The sequence below is a fragment of the Vibrio sp. 10N.286.48.F5 genome, assembly GCF_041469785.1.
In the GTDB taxonomy this organism is placed as follows: domain Bacteria; phylum Pseudomonadota; class Gammaproteobacteria; order Enterobacterales; family Vibrionaceae; genus Vibrio; species Vibrio crassostreae_C.
The window spans coordinates 72,897-91,898 of sequence record NZ_JBFRLG010000041.1; the positions used below are offsets into that span (position 1 = coordinate 72,897).

Annotated in this window: 19 protein-coding genes; 3 read left to right on the forward strand and 16 right to left on the reverse strand. The window is 44.0% G+C overall.

Features of this window, described 5'->3' with window-relative positions; genetic code table 11:
• Positions 1-189: 189 nt before the first annotated feature.
• Entirely contained in the window at positions 190-582 is a 393-nt protein-coding gene (locus AB4185_RS19590) for a hypothetical protein (RefSeq protein WP_017060956.1), read from the reverse strand.
• A 220-nt stretch (positions 583-802) separates the two neighbouring features.
• Here AB4185_RS19590 and AB4185_RS19595 point away from each other — a divergent pair, with 220 nt between their 5' ends.
• Positions 803-1,603: a DUF2982 domain-containing protein gene (locus tag AB4185_RS19595; RefSeq protein WP_102332084.1), complete on the forward strand. Its 801-nt coding sequence runs from the start codon at positions 803-805 to the stop codon at positions 1,601-1,603.
• 111 nt (positions 1,604-1,714) lie between these two features.
• Here AB4185_RS19595 and AB4185_RS19600 read toward each other — a convergent pair whose 3' ends face one another.
• From AB4185_RS19600 to nrfB, 15 genes are all read right to left on the reverse strand, one after another.
• A complete protein-coding gene (locus tag AB4185_RS19600) occupies positions 1,715-2,368 on the reverse strand; it encodes an MBL fold metallo-hydrolase (RefSeq protein ID WP_017060954.1) in 654 nt (217 codons plus the stop codon).
• Between the two features lie 205 nt (positions 2,369-2,573).
• Positions 2,574-3,122, reverse strand: coding sequence for a YcbK family protein (locus AB4185_RS19605; RefSeq protein WP_017066830.1), 549 nt, complete (start codon positions 3,120-3,122; stop codon positions 2,574-2,576).
• A gap of 198 nt (positions 3,123-3,320) precedes the next feature.
• On the reverse strand, positions 3,321-4,859 hold the full coding sequence (locus AB4185_RS19610; RefSeq protein WP_102332083.1) for a murein L,D-transpeptidase: 1,539 nt from the start codon (positions 4,857-4,859) through the stop codon (positions 3,321-3,323).
• An 80-nt stretch (positions 4,860-4,939) separates the two neighbouring features.
• Positions 4,940-6,028 carry a DUF1513 domain-containing protein gene (locus tag AB4185_RS19615; RefSeq protein WP_102332082.1) on the reverse strand — a complete coding sequence of 363 codons (1,089 nt, stop codon included), beginning with the start codon at positions 6,026-6,028 and terminating at the stop codon, positions 4,940-4,942.
• Positions 6,018-7,079, reverse strand: a complete 1,062-nt coding sequence (locus AB4185_RS19620) for an imelysin family protein (RefSeq protein ID WP_102332081.1) — start codon at positions 7,077-7,079, stop codon at positions 6,018-6,020. The genes AB4185_RS19615 and AB4185_RS19620 overlap by 11 nt, the downstream gene beginning before the upstream one ends.
• A 159-nt stretch (positions 7,080-7,238) precedes the next feature.
• A complete protein-coding gene (locus AB4185_RS19625) occupies positions 7,239-8,627 on the reverse strand; it encodes a di-heme oxidoredictase family protein (RefSeq protein WP_372135814.1) in 1,389 nt (462 codons plus the stop codon).
• A 111-nt stretch (positions 8,628-8,738) separates the two neighbouring features.
• Complete coding sequence (locus tag AB4185_RS19630; RefSeq protein ID WP_017063566.1) at positions 8,739-9,998, reverse strand: imelysin family protein; 1,260 nt, start codon at positions 9,996-9,998, stop codon at positions 8,739-8,741.
• A 176-nt stretch (positions 9,999-10,174) separates the two neighbouring features.
• A complete protein-coding gene (gene ribA, locus AB4185_RS19635; RefSeq protein WP_009848836.1) occupies positions 10,175-10,771 on the reverse strand; it encodes a GTP cyclohydrolase II in 597 nt (198 codons plus the stop codon).
• Positions 10,772-11,020: 249 nt separating this feature from the next.
• Positions 11,021-11,197, reverse strand: a complete 177-nt coding sequence (locus AB4185_RS19640) for a hypothetical protein (protein ID WP_017060980.1) — start codon at positions 11,195-11,197, stop codon at positions 11,021-11,023.
• 89 nt (positions 11,198-11,286) lie between these two features.
• Complete coding sequence (nrfF, locus tag AB4185_RS19645; protein WP_372135815.1) at positions 11,287-11,727, reverse strand: heme lyase NrfEFG subunit NrfF; 441 nt, start codon at positions 11,725-11,727, stop codon at positions 11,287-11,289.
• Positions 11,724-12,278 carry a DsbE family thiol:disulfide interchange protein gene (locus AB4185_RS19650; RefSeq protein ID WP_372135816.1) on the reverse strand — a complete coding sequence of 185 codons (555 nt, stop codon included), beginning with the start codon at positions 12,276-12,278 and terminating at the stop codon, positions 11,724-11,726. Before AB4185_RS19650 ends, nrfF begins: the two co-directional genes overlap by 4 nt.
• Complete coding sequence (locus AB4185_RS19655; RefSeq protein WP_372135817.1) at positions 12,259-14,175, reverse strand: heme lyase CcmF/NrfE family subunit; 1,917 nt, start codon at positions 14,173-14,175, stop codon at positions 12,259-12,261. The genes AB4185_RS19650 and AB4185_RS19655 overlap by 20 nt, the downstream gene beginning before the upstream one ends.
• A gap of 167 nt (positions 14,176-14,342) precedes the next feature.
• Positions 14,343-15,317 carry a cytochrome c nitrite reductase subunit NrfD gene (gene nrfD, locus AB4185_RS19660; RefSeq protein WP_371725455.1) on the reverse strand — a complete coding sequence of 325 codons (975 nt, stop codon included), beginning with the start codon at positions 15,315-15,317 and terminating at the stop codon, positions 14,343-14,345.
• A gap of 2 nt (positions 15,318-15,319) precedes the next feature.
• Positions 15,320-16,006, reverse strand: a complete 687-nt coding sequence (nrfC, locus tag AB4185_RS19665; protein ID WP_004733373.1) for a cytochrome c nitrite reductase Fe-S protein — start codon at positions 16,004-16,006, stop codon at positions 15,320-15,322.
• Positions 16,007-16,009: 3 nt separating this feature from the next.
• On the reverse strand, positions 16,010-16,594 hold the full coding sequence (gene nrfB / locus AB4185_RS19670) for a cytochrome c nitrite reductase pentaheme subunit (protein WP_102483143.1): 585 nt from the start codon (positions 16,592-16,594) through the stop codon (positions 16,010-16,012).
• Positions 16,595-17,075: 481 nt separating this feature from the next.
• Between nrfB and nrfA the strand changes: the two genes are divergently transcribed.
• Both nrfA and AB4185_RS19680 read left to right on the forward strand, forming a co-directional pair.
• Entirely contained in the window at positions 17,076-18,506 is a 1,431-nt protein-coding gene (gene nrfA, locus AB4185_RS19675; RefSeq protein ID WP_181258323.1) for an ammonia-forming nitrite reductase cytochrome c552 subunit, read from the forward strand.
• A gap of 126 nt (positions 18,507-18,632) precedes the next feature.
• Positions 18,633-18,977 carry a rhodanese-like domain-containing protein gene (locus tag AB4185_RS19680; protein ID WP_372135818.1) on the forward strand — a complete coding sequence of 115 codons (345 nt, stop codon included), beginning with the start codon at positions 18,633-18,635 and terminating at the stop codon, positions 18,975-18,977.
• Positions 18,978-19,002: the final 25 nt, after the last annotated feature.

Genomic DNA, 19,002 nt, shown 5'->3' on the forward strand with positions numbered 1-19,002 from the left:
CTTGCTGATTCGAAGCTCTGACACGAGACAACACTAATCAGTTAAGCCGTATATCGAATTGGAATTGAGATTATAGAGCCTAGGTTTAGGCTTGGATTTGGGCTCGGACTTGGCATAATGTGCCAGATACAAAAAAGCCTCGAAAATCGAGGCTTAAAAACTTAACGAAGCGAATGTAATCCCACAGGATTAGATAGCTTTGTAGATAACCTTGTTACCTGCTAGCTGCTCTTTCGCTACTAGGTTTTCTTCAAGAAGTTTTTTCAATGCGCCTGTTGCCCATGAAGCTGCTTTCGCGTCTTCTTGACCAGCTTCTAGGCCGATACCTTTAGGGTTAATGCCTTCAGCATTGCTAACAACGATGTCTAGAACTTGTTGTTGCTTAGGAGTCAGTGCTACTGCAACTTCTTTAGTTGCTGCTACTGCTTTCTCTACCGCTGGTTTTGCTGCTACAGTTTTTTCTGCTACAACTTTCTCTGCGACAGGCTTCGCTTTTTTCGGCGTTGCCACTGCTTTAACTACAGCCGCTTTAGTGCGTTTCTGCAGTTTAGCCTGCACCTTACGCTTATGAGCAAGTCTCATTGAATATTTCTCCAGTTCACTGCTCTTTTCGCAGTGGTGAAAATTTGAAGCGCGATTTATACCAAAAAACAGGAGCTATTTGTAGAGTGAAGCGTCGAAAGTCGACGAAAAATACCGATATTGTCTACTAGCGTCTATTATTTAAACATCGACTTATCAATTCAGGGTCATATACACTGGTTATCCATCCAGACAAAAATATGAAAACTTGGTGTTACCTATGGACACTCGTCACCTTAGTAATTTCTCTTTGCCTTCATTCACTCGCTCGTACCGTATCCTCGCCATTATTTTAGGCTTCATTTGCTTGATCGTTTCGCTCTACAGTGACAATCCAAAGTTACTGATCGTGGGTGCTTTTTGCAGTATTACGCTTCTGGGAACTGGCTACTATTTGATGCTGCGCAGCCGAGTGATGTTCACACTTACCCCGACTCATTTTCAGCAGCACTTTTACAAAGGGGGTTGGGTTTTAAAATGGAGTAACATCCAAAAAATTGGTCTTTGCACTTATGAACAAGATGGTTGGCATCAACCTCTGCCCTGGGTCGGAATTAAAGTAAAAGATTACTCGCCCTACCTCGATTCGATTTGCCCTAAAATAACTTGTGAATTATTGCTCAGCCAACGAGCACTTTTGTACTTAGGAGCCAAACAAGCAGGCAAAGAGTCCAACTTTGAGGATATGGTTCTCGACTCATCGCATTACCATGCGCGTTGTACTGAAAGTGGCTGTGTCGAACTAAGCCAATACAAAGAGTCGCAGAATACCGACAACGTAAATTTCAACGATAACCAATCACAGGACAACCTTGATTCACCGAATGAGACAAACAGTCCAAACGCGGTGATTAAAAACTATTCTGGATTGCAGGCGATGCTTGCCAACAGAATGAAATATCAAAGGGGCTTCCACGGTTATGACATTTTCATATCAACCCATGATTTGAATATGAGTGGAGAAGAGTTTGTGGGGCTGGCTCGACGCTACTTGGCTGCCGCTGAACGTCTTTCTGATTAAGGTTTACCAGTAAGTTCACACACAATAAAAAAGCTTAGCTTTCAGGACAAAAGCTAAGCTTCATTTTCAATCAATCGACACAAATAATCGGTTTGAAAATCAAAGATTTAATTAGTACAGAGGCATTTCATCTGCGACGAACGGGTTTGATGCACGCTCGCGACCGAATGTCGATTCAGGACCATGGCCCGGAACGAATGTTACGTCACTGCCTAGTGGCCAAAGCTTAGTCTTGATTGAAGCGATAAGCGTATTGAAGTCACCTTGTGGGAAGTCAGTACGGCCAATTGCGCCGTTAAACAACACATCACCCACAAACGCTAAACGAGCTTGCTCACTGAACAGTACAACGTGACCTGGCGTGTGGCCCGGCGTGTGAATCACATCAATTACTTGATTACCAAAAGTGACTTTGTCGCCCTCTTCTAACCAAGTGTTTGGTTCAAAAGCTTTACACAGTGGGAAACCAAACATCTGACTTTGATTCTCTAGACCTTGTAGCCAGAAGTTGTCTGCCTTATGCGGGCCCACAATTTCAACCTTCAAGATCTCAGCAAGTGGTACCGTACCGCCAACATGATCTAAGTGACCGTGCGTCAGTACCAAGTTCACAACCTTAACACCGAGTTCTTCAATGATAGCCGCGAGTTGTTGAACATCACCGCCCGGATCGACAACGATGCCTTCCATGGTTTCATCACACCACACAATCGAGCAGTTCTGAGAAAAAGAGGTAACAGGTACAACTTGATACTTAAGAGACATATACAAACCTTAAAGAGCGAATCTGGTGAACAACTCGAATATCGCTATGTTATTGGCAACAAACCCAACAATAACAAACTAAACAGCAACAAACTGAGCAGCAATAAACCGAATTATTAGAACAAACTGAAATTTGGGCAAACTATGACATTGGATGTCTACTTTGACAAGTGCCTACCGTATCACTCAATAACTCAGCTTAGTTCTACCAGCTGCGAACTGGACCAGTATCAATGTGGATGAAGTTACTACGAGCGTAATAACCAACACCACCTGCTTGCAGACTTTTAGCTACGTCTCTCAGTTCCTTTAAATCAACACCATCGATACGAAAATCGATCGCTTTACCAAGCATGTGATAGCTCTTTTTAGCGACACCACTCGACTTAGAGCGCAACGCTTCGTTGGTTGCTGGAGAGCGGTAGCCAGAGATGATTTGAACTTCTTTTTGAATACCCAGTACATTTTGAATCTGAGTGATCTGATCAAACAGGTTCTTATCCATTGGATGAATCTCATTGCGGCGGAAGTCACGGCACAGTTTGCTAAGGCGTGCCATCTCGTCACCAACATAGTTAGTGCCATCGAAATAACAAGTCTCTAATCGTTCACCAGTGTGAAGATTGTTCATTCTAATCGTTCTTGGTTGATCCGGGTATGAAGCGAAAGCGATAGAAGGAGTAAGAGAGGCGACTACAGCAGTACCACCAGCGTAAGTCAGAAACTGACGGCGTGAAAATAAACTTTGAGACATACAGCAAAAAAACCAATTAGATCGAACGAAAAATGCACGATACATAATGGAATTTGCTGCGTCAACGTACAAAAACCGTGCAAAACGTTAGTATTTGTAACCTTTGCACGGTTAGTTATTGATACTCATTATAATTTTATCAATAGAAGCTTGGTTGTCATTTTTCAGTCAAGATCACCTTTCTTGACCATATTTCAATCAACCGCCCTCTTTATCATATTGGTAGATATCACCGCGGTATTGTATGCCTCCTTCTTCAAACAACACGGTTTGATAAATGATATGCACTGGAATTCGCTTCTTGAGACGAACCTTAGTATTGGGCGCAAGTTCATCATCCTGATTCGGCACTTTCTTTACCTTAGTCGCAAATAACAACTCCGCGAGTTCCTCGGCATGCTCAACACGAATACAACCAGAGCTATAGGCGCGGAAGTCATCGTAAAACAAGCTTTTACTTGGGGTGTCATGGAGATAGATGGCTCGCTTGTTGGGCGTATTGAACTTATACAAACCCAATGCGTTACTAGAGCCTGCTTGCTGGCGCATTCGATAAGGAAAAGAGTTAAAGTTAATCGTTTGCCAATCTATCTCGTTAGTATCGACAGTTTCCATCGAACGCCAACCATCGATCACTTGAAAATTGTGTGTTTCAAGATAACTCTCGTCGGCTTTTACTTTAGGCAAGATATCTTTAACCATGATTTTCCATGGCACGTTCCAAGTCGGATTTAAGATAACCGAATCAAGCTTTATCTCTAAGAGTGGTGTTTTTCTCGATTTTCTCCCAACCACAACTTTAGATTCAAAAACCTCTTCCCCATCTTCCCAATACTTCATATCAAAACTAGGTACATTCACCACAATCAGTGAGTCTCTATTTCTTGGCCATAAGCGGGCACGCTCGGCGTTCAATGCTAGGGAAGTAAGTCGATCATCAAAGCCCATATTGATCCATTTGATCGTGTCTGGCCCGATGATCCCATCATCCGTAAGACCGTGCATGCGTTGGAAAGATTTAATCGCCTTTTGCAGATCTCGATCGAACTTGGGAAAATCGACCGCGATCATCGAGGTATCAACACCAACCAAAGCAATGCGCTCAACAAGAACCGTCTTGTCTGAAAGCTCGTCACCCAAGCGCTTCAAACCTTTCTGTCTATATCGTTCAATATTGAGTTCAGAGGCGGTTTCTAACACCGAATAGGTTGCTTTGAATTGGTCAAAATCCCCAACAGGCGGCGCGTAAGACAACACCATCTCCAATAAGTAATCATTGGCAACGCTGCTTTTTAAGCTCATCAGAATATGCGGAGAAGGCGCAGGTAATTTGGAATGCAACTTGCCCGAGAAGTACCAATCTTTACCGGCAAGCGGCGCATTTTCAACGTAGCTCAGGTAGTAGATAAAAGTATCGGTAAGTAATATGTCCAACTCTTGCCATTGAGCATGGGATTGATAGTGACGGATTTGCTTGAGTTGTCGCTCGAAGAGTGGTGCCATTTGCGCTTGTTCAAGAAGCGACAATTGGAACTCAAACGCTTTAACCAGCTCAGGAGAATCCCAAAGGATAGGCAGAGAAGTGTCTTGATAGATACTCTGTGTGAGCTCTGGATATATAAGCATGAAAGAGAGTTCTGATTCCGCCGGAATGAAACGGCTCTCGTCAGAACTCGCATAACTCCATGCATGCACGGAAACTAACACCAATAATCCACAGAAGTATTTTGCTAACATGCTTAACTCCGTCACCAGCAATTCCATAAGTATGGCAAAGAAACGGGAGTAAGCATGTTATTTTTTAAGGGATTTATGAATCAAATTGCACTCCAGTGATTATCCCACTGGACCGATGATTGCTGAGTTGATTTCTCATAAGGCTTGCGCTGGCTAACCACACTGCCCGCCCCAGAGCTTAATCGAAACTCACCATCAAACAGCACAGCACCAGAAGCGTCAGATAATGCAGACAGTTCTACTAATTCTTTGGTCTCTTTCGACCAAATACCGTAGCAATTGCCTCTTGGCGAAGTCGCAATAATCCAATCGTCTGACGCCGCAATACTGGCGATATAGTGATTGAACCTTGCCCATTGCTCAGGCTCTGCGTTCAGTGATTCAAACTGGCCGCCTTTAGTATGCATCGCCAATAGCGAAGGATACTCATCTGGTTCACCACGATATTGCTGGCCACAAAGTACCGTTTCAGCACCATCATGGGCTAAATGTCGAATGCTCAGCTTCTTATCCAACAATTCAACCTGATCAAGTAACACACCTTCAGGAGAAACATAACTCAAGCTCGGCAGCATCGAATCGAGGTTTTTCGGTGTTCTACCATCAGTATGAACGCCACCAACGCCGATCGCGAGATTACCATCCGGCATGATGATCACTTCATGTGGGCCGATACCGAAACCAGTGAACTCTTCGACCTTACGATAGCCTTGCGCGACATCGTAAACGCCAATCACGCCTTGGCTGGTGTCCGTTTTCCCTTCGGTGGCATACAGTAACTTGCCATCTAATGAGTAAACCCCATGACCATAGAAGTGGCGGTTGTTACCTTTGACGACCATTTTGATCTGCTGACCGTTTTTATAGTCAAACACCATAAAATAGTCACCAGGACGACGAGCAAAAACCACCGCATGCGATGAGGTTGGGCAAATCGCGACGCCATGGCCACGATTGGGGATGGGAAGTTGGCTCAGTGGCATGCCAAATTCGTCAGCCACAACTGCAGAATATTGACCACGACCATTAAGCGCACAGCCAATCAGTTGGGGATCGTTCGACGCACTCACCCCATCCTTTCGAGTCGCACACCCAAACGGAAGCAATGGAACAGCTGCACAACCCAGTGCAGCCTTGAGTAACGATCTTCGCGTATTATCAGTCACCATCGGTAGCATTAAATCCTATTACCACGCCAAGCTCTATCGCTACTTCTTCATGAATCAGGTACTTCAAACGTTCTAGTTTGTTGTATTGAGTCAGCACCTCTCGGTAGCCCTCTTTGCTCTGTAATAGAGTAAACAAGCTAGAGTCTGTAGGCCAAGTATCTAAGGTTAGCGTGAACTGGGCAGCTACACGATCGGCAAGGTCATTTAAGCCCTTTTCTCTCAATAAACCATCAAGACCATTACCATCTGCTAAGTACAATTTCTCTAGCGCCGCTACGTTCGATTTCAGCTGAGTCATTGAGGTTTGAGCGCGCCATGATTCCGAGAAGTAAGGGCGTGGATGACCAATTTTAGCCATCGGACGACTCAGTTTTTTCATGCTGTAATCAAGTTGATTGGTCAACAAAGCGATGTACTCCGATTCCCAACGCATCTCGTCCAGTGCTAACCACGGGTTAACCTGCCAAGCTTCAGCAATAGAGGCCGATTTCATCGCCAGGTTTTGTGCGATAGCTTGTGAAGATAGACAACCTGAAGCTTTATCTTGAAGCAATGGAGATTGCTCGTCGTACAGAGACCACTCCAAGGCGCCAAGCCCTTGAACAGTCACACTCTGCTGTGCGATTTCATCTTGTGACCAAGCTTTATCTTGCTGAGTCAGTTGACGCATTTTTAGACCTGTGGTGTTCTTTTTGTCTGGCCAAAACTGAACATTCCAGCTCTGTTCCAATGCCGCTGTTGGGCCTCTTTCTTGTCCTTGCAGTGCCATCCAGCTGTTCATGGTGAGCTGCCACTGATTTTCCAACGCATCCAGCTCAATATTGTTGGTTTCACAGTAACCCTGCATCAAGACTTCCAGCTCACCGGCTTGCTTAGCGAATAGCACGGCTGAATCAAACTCTTGTTGATACACGCTACGGCTGATATGAGCAGTCGTGTCTGCTTGATAAGAGACACCGTTAACCTCAGATGAAGCCGTTTGCTCACCCGATGACTGGCAGCCTGCCATGATTAATACCGACAAGGGCATTAACAAAAATTTATGTGCCATGCTGTTACCTTACTTCCTAGTTTTTCTTTTAATTATATGAGTTCAATAAATATGAAACGACCGCTGGCCTCGTATTCCTACAAGTTCAGCAGTAGTCAGTCTTTTGTTAGCGGTTTTCTTAAGTAACTAAGCCGTTGGCTTAACTGAATTCAAGACAGCCTATAATGAGTCCAAAAACGCTAGTAGTGCTTCGCGTTCACTGCTACTCAAAGCTAATACTTTTTGTTTTGCCATTTCTGCTTCACCACCATGCCAAAGTACCGCTTCCATAACGTTTCTTGCGCGACCGTCATGAAGTAAGAACGTATGACCGTTCACTTCTTTGGTATAGCCTAATCCCCACAATGGCGTGGTGCGCCACTCTTGACCGTTTGCTAGATACTCTGGGCGATTGTCGGCTAAGCCTTCTCCCATATCGTGCAGTAACATATCGGTATATGGGCTGATTAGCTGTTTAGACAACGCAGGTAAGCCTTCACGTTCTGCTGTGCGAATTTCAGCTTGGTGGCAACTTTGGCAACCAATAGCTTTAAACAGTTTTTTACCTTGAACAACCGCAGGCTTATCAACGTTGCGACGAATTGGGACCGCCAAATGCTGCGAATAGAACTCAACAAAATCTAGGATATTATCGCTGACTTCAGGTTCACCACCATTTGGAAAATCATCACAGGTTGATTGAGCTGATGTGCAGTTTTCGTTCGGGAACAAACTGCTTGTTAAGCCCAAATCGCCGTTAAATGCTGCAGCATTTTGTTGCATTAGGTTTGGCTGTCCGGCTTTCCAACCAAATCGACCCAACGCCATTTCGTTAGTTTGAACATCAAGAACATAATTGGCTTTGCCTGTTACGCCTTGGCTGTCCGCAGCTTGTTGCTTCGCGAAGCCAAGAATCGTTTCTTGTGGGATGCTCTCAAGCAGACCTAGGCCGATCATTGGTGGCGCAACACGAGCCGAAAATTCTGTTTTAGGGTGCATTTTACCAAACGCGAGTTCAGTGATTTTTAATGTTGGTTTACGTAGAGTAACAACCGTGCCGTCTTTGAATTCAACAGGAACATCGGTGTAACTGATGTTCACTTTACCCTCTGGTTTCACACCTTGAAGCGCGAAATCTTGTAGCTGTCCACCGTAAGTCGGTTCTGGAATGCCACCATCGCGAATAAAGGCTTGTCTCTGCTCTGGTGTTTCAGCAGGAATACTCAAGCGAACCAGCATGGATACCGCGTTCTCATCGCCTTTTTCTGGCGCGTGGCCACGACCATCTTTGATGTGACAGTTTTGACAACCGTTGGTGTTGAACAATGGGCCCAATCCATCACGTGCATCGGTTGATGATGGTGCAGGAACCCAAGGGTTTCTAAAGAAGCTGTTACCTACACTGAAATCTAAGCGTTTGCTCATTGGTAGGTTGGCAGCAGGAAGAGAAAAAGCGTTTGCTCCCTCTTTCTTCACGGTTGTTTTGCCACCTGAGTAGGTTTCATGGGCATGTAATGGAGCTAAGAAAAACAGTGCGGTTAATAGTGAGGCTGAGAGATACGACTTCATACATTGCCTTGCTGTGTTTTTGATTTTAGTTTTTATGTGGGTGTGGCTTTCTTGAGGATCAAACAATTAAGGGCTCAATCAGAGCCCTTACATTTGTGTCGGCTCGGGTTCTTAGAACTCGTGATCCGCTGTGTCTGGGTTTAGGCTATCAATGCCAATCACACCCGCAGCACGCTCAATAGCCGCTGTTTGAGACACTAGCGCAACAATTGTTTTGTTTACTAGTGCATTACCCGCAGCGTTGTCAGCAGCGATTAGCTGATCGAAGTGCTGGTTGTTTTTCTCTGCAGACGTTACTAATTCGCCTACTTGTGCACGTGCTAGGTCAAACTGCTTTTGAATCTCTTTCGCAGCTTGCTCATCTTTTTGCTCTACTAGGTCGAACAGGCTTGGGCCGGAAAGCAGAGTACCGTCTTCACGCTTGTATAGACCCGTGTAAACGTTGTAGATGCCTTGCTCGTTGTAGTAGTGAGAGTTGTGCGTGTTATCAGAGAAGCAGTCGTGCTCATCTTCAGTAGAGTTAGCTTCTAAAGCCACCTTCATACGCTCACCAGCAAGCTCACCAAGAGACAGTGAACCCATGCCGAATAACATTTTACGTAGGCCGTTTTCGCTAGATTCAGAAAGCAGTTCTTGACGGTAGTTGCCTTTCTCGCCTTCAGCCCACTGCTTTTCCATCCATTCTAGGTCTTGGATAAGTAGCTCAGCAGATGCTTTTAGGTATGCGCCACGACGGTCACAGTTGCCGTTAGTACACTCAGCGCCAACAACGAAATCAGTGTAAGCACGCTCACCTGCACCGCTGTTTGTACCGTTTAAATCTTGGCCCCAAAGTAGGAATTCAATTGCGTGGTAGCCAGACGCTACGTTCGCTTCAGAACCACCGATCTCGTTCAAGTCTGCGATTAGCTCAGGGGTGATGTTGGTTGCATCAACGGTAGTCTGACCAATTTGGAAAGTCTTGTTAGCCACGATGTTTGCGCTAGCGCCTTCGTTACCAAGTTCATATTGGTAATCAGTCGAAACATAATCAATCAGGCCTTCATCTAGTGGCCATGCGTTCAGTTGGCCTTCCCAATCATCAACAACAGCGTTGCCGAAGCGGAAAACTTCTGACTGTTGGTATGGTACGCGAGACTCAAGCCAAGCTTGTTTTACTTGTTCGAAGTTGCCAGCAGAAGGAGAAGCTAAGAAGGTATCAATAGAAGAGTTCAACGCTTTTGCTGTAATTACTGAATCTGCAAACACTGCATGCGCAATATCTGCGTAATGTTCTACAACTTGATCTTGAGTTACTGCTGCGAAAGAAGAAGCAGAGGCAAAAATGAGTGACGAAGTTACGGCTTTTGTCACTAAAGATTTAATGGTCATGAAGCATCCTTGTTGAGCTTTAAATTATTACTCGTAGTAATAGTGCAAACCATTATCATTTGCACTACGGATTGAAATAATACAAACTTACAATTTTATTGCAAGATAAATACAAAAAAACCTCACATATGTGAGGTCTTTAAACATTTTTATGTTAAGCGTAACAAAGAGGCTAATCAGATATCCAGATTATGCTTACCGTGTGAGACTTTTGCCTTCAGGTAGCTTTCATTACCCGATTTGATATGAGCAGAGGTATTCACCACTTCTTCAATCTCAATACCAAAAGATTTTAGCTCATTGATCTTCTTAGGGTTGTTGGTGACTAAGCGGATTTTTGTAGTACCTAAGGCGCGTAGCATTTCAGCAGCTTCAGTAAAATCGCGTAGGTCATCGCCAAAACCTAGGTGGTTGTTGGCTTCATAGGTGTTCATGCCTTCGCTTTGCAGACGGTACGCATCGATTTTGTTGTACAAGCCAATACCACGACCTTCTTGGCGAAGATAAAGGATCACCCCACCCGTCTCACCCATAATTCTAATGGTTTCGTCTAACTGCTCGCCACAGTCACAGCGAGAAGAATGGAAAACATCACCAGTCAGGCACTCAGAGTGCATACGAACAAGAGGTATGTCTTGTGTCTTGTCTGCTGATTTAAATATCACAGCAACATGCTCTTTATCTGTTTTCAATCCATGAAAAGACAGAAGTTCAGCATCTATACTGCTTGTTACCCCTACTTTGAAATCTATTCTGGCACGCACTTCCGCCATAGCTATACTCACTTGAAAATTCGATGTATTTAACGACGCTACATTATATGTCTAGGCAATATTTTGTAGCTAACTATCTAATGATAGACACTATGAGGCTGTTAACAATTTTTTTCAAGGTCGACCTTGTACAAATTGTTATAATATAACAATTATTTTTCAAGTAAGAAAAAACCCCACATTGGGATGACCAACATGGGGTTATAAATTAAACAGTTGCGGCTAAAACTACACTTTTTTACAGAACGCTCAACTTACTTGAGTTTGCTTCCAGATGACAAGTTGCACCCAAGCATTCTCTAATTCGGTTAGCTCTTCTTGCGTAAGCGTAGAAATGCTCGACTTAGCACTGTATCTCTCTGCCCATTTATCTGACTGGACATGAGTATGGAACTCTTTCTTTAAATTTGAGATTACGTTATCCACAGATACATCCTTATATAGCAGTGCTTAGCCTTTATAATCGGTTAATGTTACAAAATACAGGTCAGTTGGTAAACAGTAATACACAATTTTTATGAGCTCTTCCTAATACTTTTTACTGATAAATATATAAATAAGAGAAGTAATAGGCTCGGTAGCAACCAAAGTAATAGATTTGAAGCCGTCATTGCCGGTTTATAAAGTACAAACTCACCAAATCTTTCCGTCATATATTGAGTAATTTCACTATTACTCTTCCCTGCTTTCACCATATTGAACACAACAAGACGTAAGTCTTTTGCTATTGGTGAGTTGGATTCAATCAGATTTTGGTTTTGACATTGTGGGCAGCGTAACGTTTTCGCCAAGCTGATAGCACGTTGCTGTTGTTCTGGATTATCAAACTCAAACAGTTCAACTTGAATACTCGTCTCTTTATTACTGGCAGTAAAAAGATCTTCAGCCATAGTCGGAAGGCTAATCACTAAAAGCGCTGACAGCATAAACAACGTTTGTATTAGAGACTTCATCATCCATTCACACCATCAAAATACATCGCAAGCTCATCTTTCCATACCGTTTCATTAATAACGCCCAATAGCTTCTTAATGATCTGGCCATTGGCATCAACCAAATACGTTTCAGGTGTGCCGATTACGCCCAACTCTAACGCTAACTTGCCTTGAGGGTCACTGATCACGGTTGAGTACGGGTTGCCATCGTTCGATAACACGTTAATCGCAGCCCCAGAGTTATCTCGATAATTGAGCCCGACGATTGGAATGCCTTTATCGTGAAGTTGAAGCAAAAATGCGTGTTCGGTTTTACATATCCCGCACCAAGAAGCCCACACATTAACAAGTTGATAAGGATGTTGCGTGACATCAGTGAGCGTAATGTCCTGCTGACCACTGACGCCTTCACTATTCACTAACGCACTCGATGTAAATTCTGGAAATGCCCTTTGTTGTTCAGACACAATGGTCGACTGCTGCTTATTATCAAGCGCAAAGACAAACCCCAGCACCACAATCAATGCTAAGGCAATTAGACTAATTAGCTTGTTACGAACGCTGGTATGCATACTGTGACGCCTTAACAGTTTTCTTTTTACGATGAGTCAATGAGAGCAAAGCGCCGATAATGGAGAACAGCCCACCAAACCAGATCCAGCGCGCATACGCCTTATACTGAACACGAAATGCGTAAGCGGTGGAATCGACTTTCTCGCCCATGGTGATATAAACATCACCATGCCAGAACCACTTCATTGCGGGCTCACTCATGTTCATGACTCGAACTTGGTAATGTCTTCTTTCCGGCGCGATAGAAAAGCGCTGCTCACCAGACTCTAGGCTGAGTATCGCTTTTTCTGCGGTAAAGTTTGAAGCGACATACAGCTCAGTATCACGATGAGAAAGCGTCCAGCCCATAAACTCAACCTCTTCACCTGGGCTCAATTTGTAACTTCGCTCAAACGAGTGGTAGCTATTCATCGCGGCACCTATCGCTAATACTGCGACACCCACATGCGCCAACGTCATCACCCATACTTTGCGTTGAAACTTAGAGTTGCGCGTTACCGCTAAGCCGTAAACATGAGTCAGGGCTACCCAAAACGCAAGTGACCATGTCATTAGCACCATCACTTGGATCGCTTCAACTTGCAAAACATAAGTTACAAAGCCAAGACAGAGAGACAATAAGGCAATAATTCCAATCACACCTTTCGACGCTTGAGGTTTGATACTGAGCAATGGCGCTAACCCTATCACTCCCATCGCAAGCAGAGCCAATGGCGCAATAAGAAGATTAAAGTAAGGTGCGCCCACAGAGATATTTCCAAGGCCAAGTAATTCAAAAACCATTGGGTAGAAGGTACCAAACACCACCACCGCCGTACCCAGTACAAATATAAGTACCGCCACTAAACTCAAAAAACTTTTACTCGCAAAGCTAGTGATTGGATTCGACTCGAAAGATTCACCACGAACAATAAGAAGAGAAAACGAACTCACTAACACCAAAACCAGTATCAGCAACAGCGCGATACCTTTGGTTGGGTCAACAGCAAAAGCATGAACGGAAGTGAGGACGCCAGATCGAACAATAAAAGTACCGAGGATACTTAAACAAAACGTAATGAAAGCAAGGCTAAGTGACCACTTCAGCAACTGTTGCTTGCCTTTAGCAACACCCAAACTGTGCAATAGAGCGGTTGATGTTAGCCAAGGTAATAGGCTGGCATTTTCTACCGGGTCCCAGAACCACCAACCACCCCACCCTAACTCGTAGTATGCCCACCAAGAACCAAGAATGATCCCTGCGGTTAAAAAGATCCAAGCGACCAAACAACAACTGCGACAATGAGCGACCCAATCGAACTCAATCGGATCCACCAGCAAAGCGGCCACAGCAAATGCCAAGACCACAGAGAAACCAACATAACCCAAATACAACAGAGGCGGATGGAATATCAAACCAACGTCTTGCAGCATTGGGTTAAGGTCACGCCCTTCAAGTGGCAAGGTCGAATTCAGTTCAAATGGGTTCGAAGCAAATAAGGTAAACCATGCAAATATCGCGAGTAACACATTCATCACCCACAATACGCGGCTCTGATACTCAGAAGAATATTGCTTTTGTAGGGCAATCACACCCGACCAACAGCCAATGGTTAAGACCCAAAATAGCAATGAGCCTTCATGTCCAGCCCACACAGCGGCCATTTTGAAGAAGGTGGGTAATTGAGTATTGGAGTGTTCTGCAACATAGAGGATGGAAAAGTCGTCACCTACAAAGGCATAGCCAAGTAAAACGATAGCGCCAATGGAAAACAAAGCGCTAGAGAGGGAGAAACTGCGAATTAAAGCCACATTTTGTGCTTGTTTAGTTAGCATTTGATACATCGAATACACAGCGATAATGCTGCTGAGAACAGCGACCAAAATTAAACTAAACAGCCCCAAAGAACCGACCATATCACCTCAATCAGGCTCTACCTAAGCAGAACCAAGTTAAACCATTATTGGCATTGATTGCTCAACTAGCTGATGTAACTCAACTAGCTATTGCTACTCAGCGAAAAGAAATTTAGTGAGCAGATGTTTAGTATCCAACATCCACTCACTTATAACCTTGAGCGAAATTAAGCTAACGTTAATTGTCCTGCATAAAGGACAAACGTTCTTAGCATTAATACGCCCATCAGACTCAATGAAGTAACAGAGAAAATATACACAGTACTATGGCGAACCGATGCTGGTGTCACGGCGTTAAGCAACAAGGGTAAAACCATACCCACACCAATTACGCCATACCAGAACCAACTTGCCCAGAAACCACCGCCAATCGCGTTCCATACTGCCTGCTCACTTTGACCACCAGCAAATATCAACCCAGTGAAGAAAGTAACAAGGACAAACAGTTCAAACATAACAACAGGACGTTCGAAGCCGTGGATCCAAGAAATACTCGCACTATGCGGAGACTCCTTAAAGACCAACACACCAAATAAAATACATGCCGCCGCTCCCGAGGATAAACTCGAGAATAAGAACAAAATCGGCAGCACTGGGTTATTCAATAGTGGGAAAGTATTTAAAGCTGAAAGCAAGAATCCGGTATAAGCGGCAAGCATCAGAGCAAGAACAGCTAAGAATATTTCCAGAGCATTCTCAAACACTTCTAATTTGCCAATCCAATTACCGACAAAATCAAGTCGCCCTTTTAGCCATGCTTGATCATTCAAGAACACGACTATTTGATCTCTAAATATAATGCCGATCCAAAGGAATAAGATCACCATATATACTTGGAATAAGATCACACCCATCGACATCACAGACGTTGGATTATAGAAGATCATGATCTTCCAAAAGGATAACGGTTTTGTCAGGTGGAAAACCAAGATAAGCAGACCTGAAATGATCCCAAATGGCGCAAGAAAAGCCGTGGCCTTTAACACACCATTATGAGCAGGATCGCCTTCAATGACCTTACGTTTTAGGTAAATGGAGATCATTACGGCACCCGCCGACATCCCCGCGAGAAATAGATAGATTGCTATAATCCAGTCCCATACCACGGTACCAGACTGAAAAGCTGCGTCCCATGCACTCATAATCAAATCTCCCCTTTTTGGTGTGGCACTTTATAGAGTTTTGGCTGAGTACCTAGATAAGCTTTATCTCTGTAAACCACCTCAGATTGAAGCACCTGGTTTATCTCACTCTCAGGGTCATTTAGATCGCCAAAGACCAGCGCATTGGTCGGGCAAGATTCGACACAAGCAGGCAACTTCCCTTGTGCAAGATTGGTATCACGACAGAAGTTACATTTATCTGCGGACTTGTTCTCAGGATGGAAAAAGCGCACTTGATATGGGCAAGCCAATAGACAATAACCACAACCGACACACTTCTCTTGATGAACGTCGACAATGCCGGTTTTTTCATCTTTGTAGGCCGCGCCTGTTGGGCAAACCATCACACAAGGTGCGTTATCACAATGCTGGCAAGAGTTACGAGTAAAACGGTAATCAACATTGGGATATTCGCCTTGGGGCTCACTCTTAATAATTTCTAAGCGCGATACACCTTCAGGTACTTTATTTACTTCACGACATGCTTCGGTACAGGCGGTACAACCAATACAAGCGGTTTCGTCATGAATCATTCCATAACGTTTAGTGCCATCTTCTTGAACATTGGCTAGCGTCTTGCGACTTGTTACCGCCGCAGTTCCCGCTACACCTGTGGTAAAAATAACGGCACCAGCGCCTGCTAAAAAGTTTCTTCTTGAGCAGCTCATAGATTACTCCTCTTCTTTCTTCTGGTTGAAGTCTGAATGGCAATCCACACACAGCTTGATGGTTTGCTTCTTATCTAAGCCCAACACCTTTGCTTCAGTCGCATGAACATCGTGACAGTTTGAACACGTTAAGTTTTGTGCGTGTACGTCATGAGTCCAACTCGCTTCGCGCAGATCATCAGGCTTATGACAATCGATACATTGGCTGTTGGCATCTAGGATTAAGCTAGGATCGAGGAAAACCTTTTCAGTTCCCGGTTGTGATTGAGCCTCGCGATACTTCACCACTTCAGGCGCACCTTCACGGTGATCGGGGCCAATTGAACTATGACAGTCGGTACAATTTACTTCGCGGCCAAGCAAAGCGTGTGCACTTTCACCATGTGAACCCAATACCGTTTCTTTTGAATCTTTATGGCATTGAACACACTTGTAGTCTTTGTCGCGGATTAATTCGACTTCATGTCTTGTTGATTCTCCTACTGGCGTAACAGCAGGCTCAGCAACAGCATGAATGGAATAACCATAGAGGCAGAATGCTAGAAGGGATTTAAGCATTATGACTATGGCCAATTTAATATTGCCCATTTTATCCTTTCCTTATACCGGCATTATTTAACTCTCAACTAAATAATATTCCGGTTAAACAAAAGTACCCTTAAACGATATTATTACCGCTTAAATGATATCAATTCTTATTTTGGATAAGCCACAACGCTTTCTATAGTTAGAATATACCTCTAATTGGGTAATACGAAATTTGGATGGGTTAATCTGTGAACGCAATCACCCTATTTATATCATGGTCAATTTAGGTAATTGATTGTTATATATGATAATAATTCTCAATTAAATTTTAATAATACTGCCCACCAATACCCCTTTAGGGGTATATAAACTTCAACGTGATTGAAGTCACTACCATTAATTGATCTAAGACAAGCTATATCCAACACGTAACAAAATGTGTTTGTTTATGAATTAATATAAACAGGAATTCTCCAGTTCTTAATTTGAATAGCAAACTCACAACGCTTGGTATAAGAATCAGTATATTGGAGATATCACTGTGAAAAAGCATTGGATACGTAATTCGGTAACAGCACTATTAATGGTTAGCGCATCACTAGCAAGCACGACCAGTTTTGCTGCGTCTGAACAAAAAGAAATTGGCGATCCTCGTAACGACCAGTTCGAGCAAAACCACCCAGATCAATATCATTCATGGAGACAGACTTCAGAAAGCGAAACCATAGAAGATGCACTAAAAGAAGATCCCAACATGGTTATCATGTGGGCTGGCTACGGCTTCGCAAAAGATTACAACAAGGCACGTGGTCACTTTTATGCGATTGACGATGTACGACAAACGCTTCGTACTGGCGGCCCAACAGACGAAAGCTCAGGCCCAATGCCAATGGCATGTTGGAGCTGTAAGAGCCCAGACGTAGCACGTGTTATTGAAGAACGTGGCGAAGATGGTTACTTCGAAGGTAAGTGGGCGCGTCTTGGCAACGAGATCATTAACCCTATTGGCTGTTCAGACTGTCACGATACCAAAAGCGAAGGCTTTAAAAATGGTGAACCAGCTCTTAAGGTGACTCGTCCTTACGTTGAACGTGCATTTGAAACGATTGGTAAAAAGTTTGATGAACAAAGCCGCTTAGACCAACAAGCATCTGTTTGTGCTCAGTGCCACGTGGAATACTACTTCACAGGGCCAACCAAAGGTGTGAAATTCCCTTGGGACCAAGGTACAACCGTTGGCGACATGGAACGCTACTATGATGCAATCAACTTTAAAGATTGGACGCATAAAGTATCGAAAGCACCAATGCTGAAAGCACAGCACCCAGGTTTTGAAACATGGCGCGAAGGCATCCATGGTAAGAACAAAGTCGTTTGTGCTGACTGTCATATGCCGAAAGTTACCAAAGAAGATGGCACTGTTTATACCGACCATAAAGTGGGTAACCCATTCGACCGCTTCGAAGATACGTGTGCAAACTGTCACACTCAATCGAAAGAAACCATGCGTAACATCGTTTCAAGCCGCAAAGCGCAAGTTCTGAACATGAAGCTGACTGCTGAGAAACAAATCGTAGCTGCTCACTTTGAAGCAGGCGCGGCATGGGAAGCGGGTGCGACAGAGCAAGAGATGGAGCCTATCCTACTGGATATCCGTCACGCTCAATGGCGTTGGGACTACGCTATTGCATCTCACGGCATTCATATGCATGCACCTGAAATCGCTCTAGAAGTGCTAGGTACTGCCGTTGACCGCGCAGCCGATGCTCGAACTAAGATTGTTCGTCTACTGGCGAAGAAAGGCATCACCGATCCAATCGAGATTCCAGATATCTCGACAAAAGAAGCAGCTCAAAAAGCGCTTGGAATGGACATGGATAAGATGAACGCTGAGAAACAACACTTCTTAGACACTGTTGTTCCTAAATGGGAAGAGCAAGCTGAAAAGCGTGAAGCTAACTACGAATACTAGTTTCTTCAATTAGACCATTACGTAAAAACCAGTCACACTATTGTTGTGTGGCTGGTTTTTTTAGGTTTTGGGGAAGACACATCAATATCGCCCCCCCGATCCGCTCGCCAATTCAAGGAATAAACAATGAAAATCTTACTTTCGCTTTCGGCATTATGTATTGCACTACTCAGTTCAGGCGTTCACGCCTCAGAACGAGCAGAAACAGGGTGGGAAATGATTGAGGAAGGTGCGCTGGTCGTTGATGTCAGGACACCAGGAGAGTTCAAGCAAGGTCATCTGGACAATGCGATTAACTACCCTCTTTCTGAAGTCGCTACGCACTTTGCCAGCATAGACAAAGCTCAACCTATCGTTTTGTATTGCCGCAGTGGTAACCGCTCAGGACAAGCTTACCAGTATTTGAAAGCTCAAGGGTTTACACAGATCCACAACGCTGGCGGTTTAATTGAGATGCAAGAAAGCAAATAATCTCGAAATTACAGATAGTGCCCGT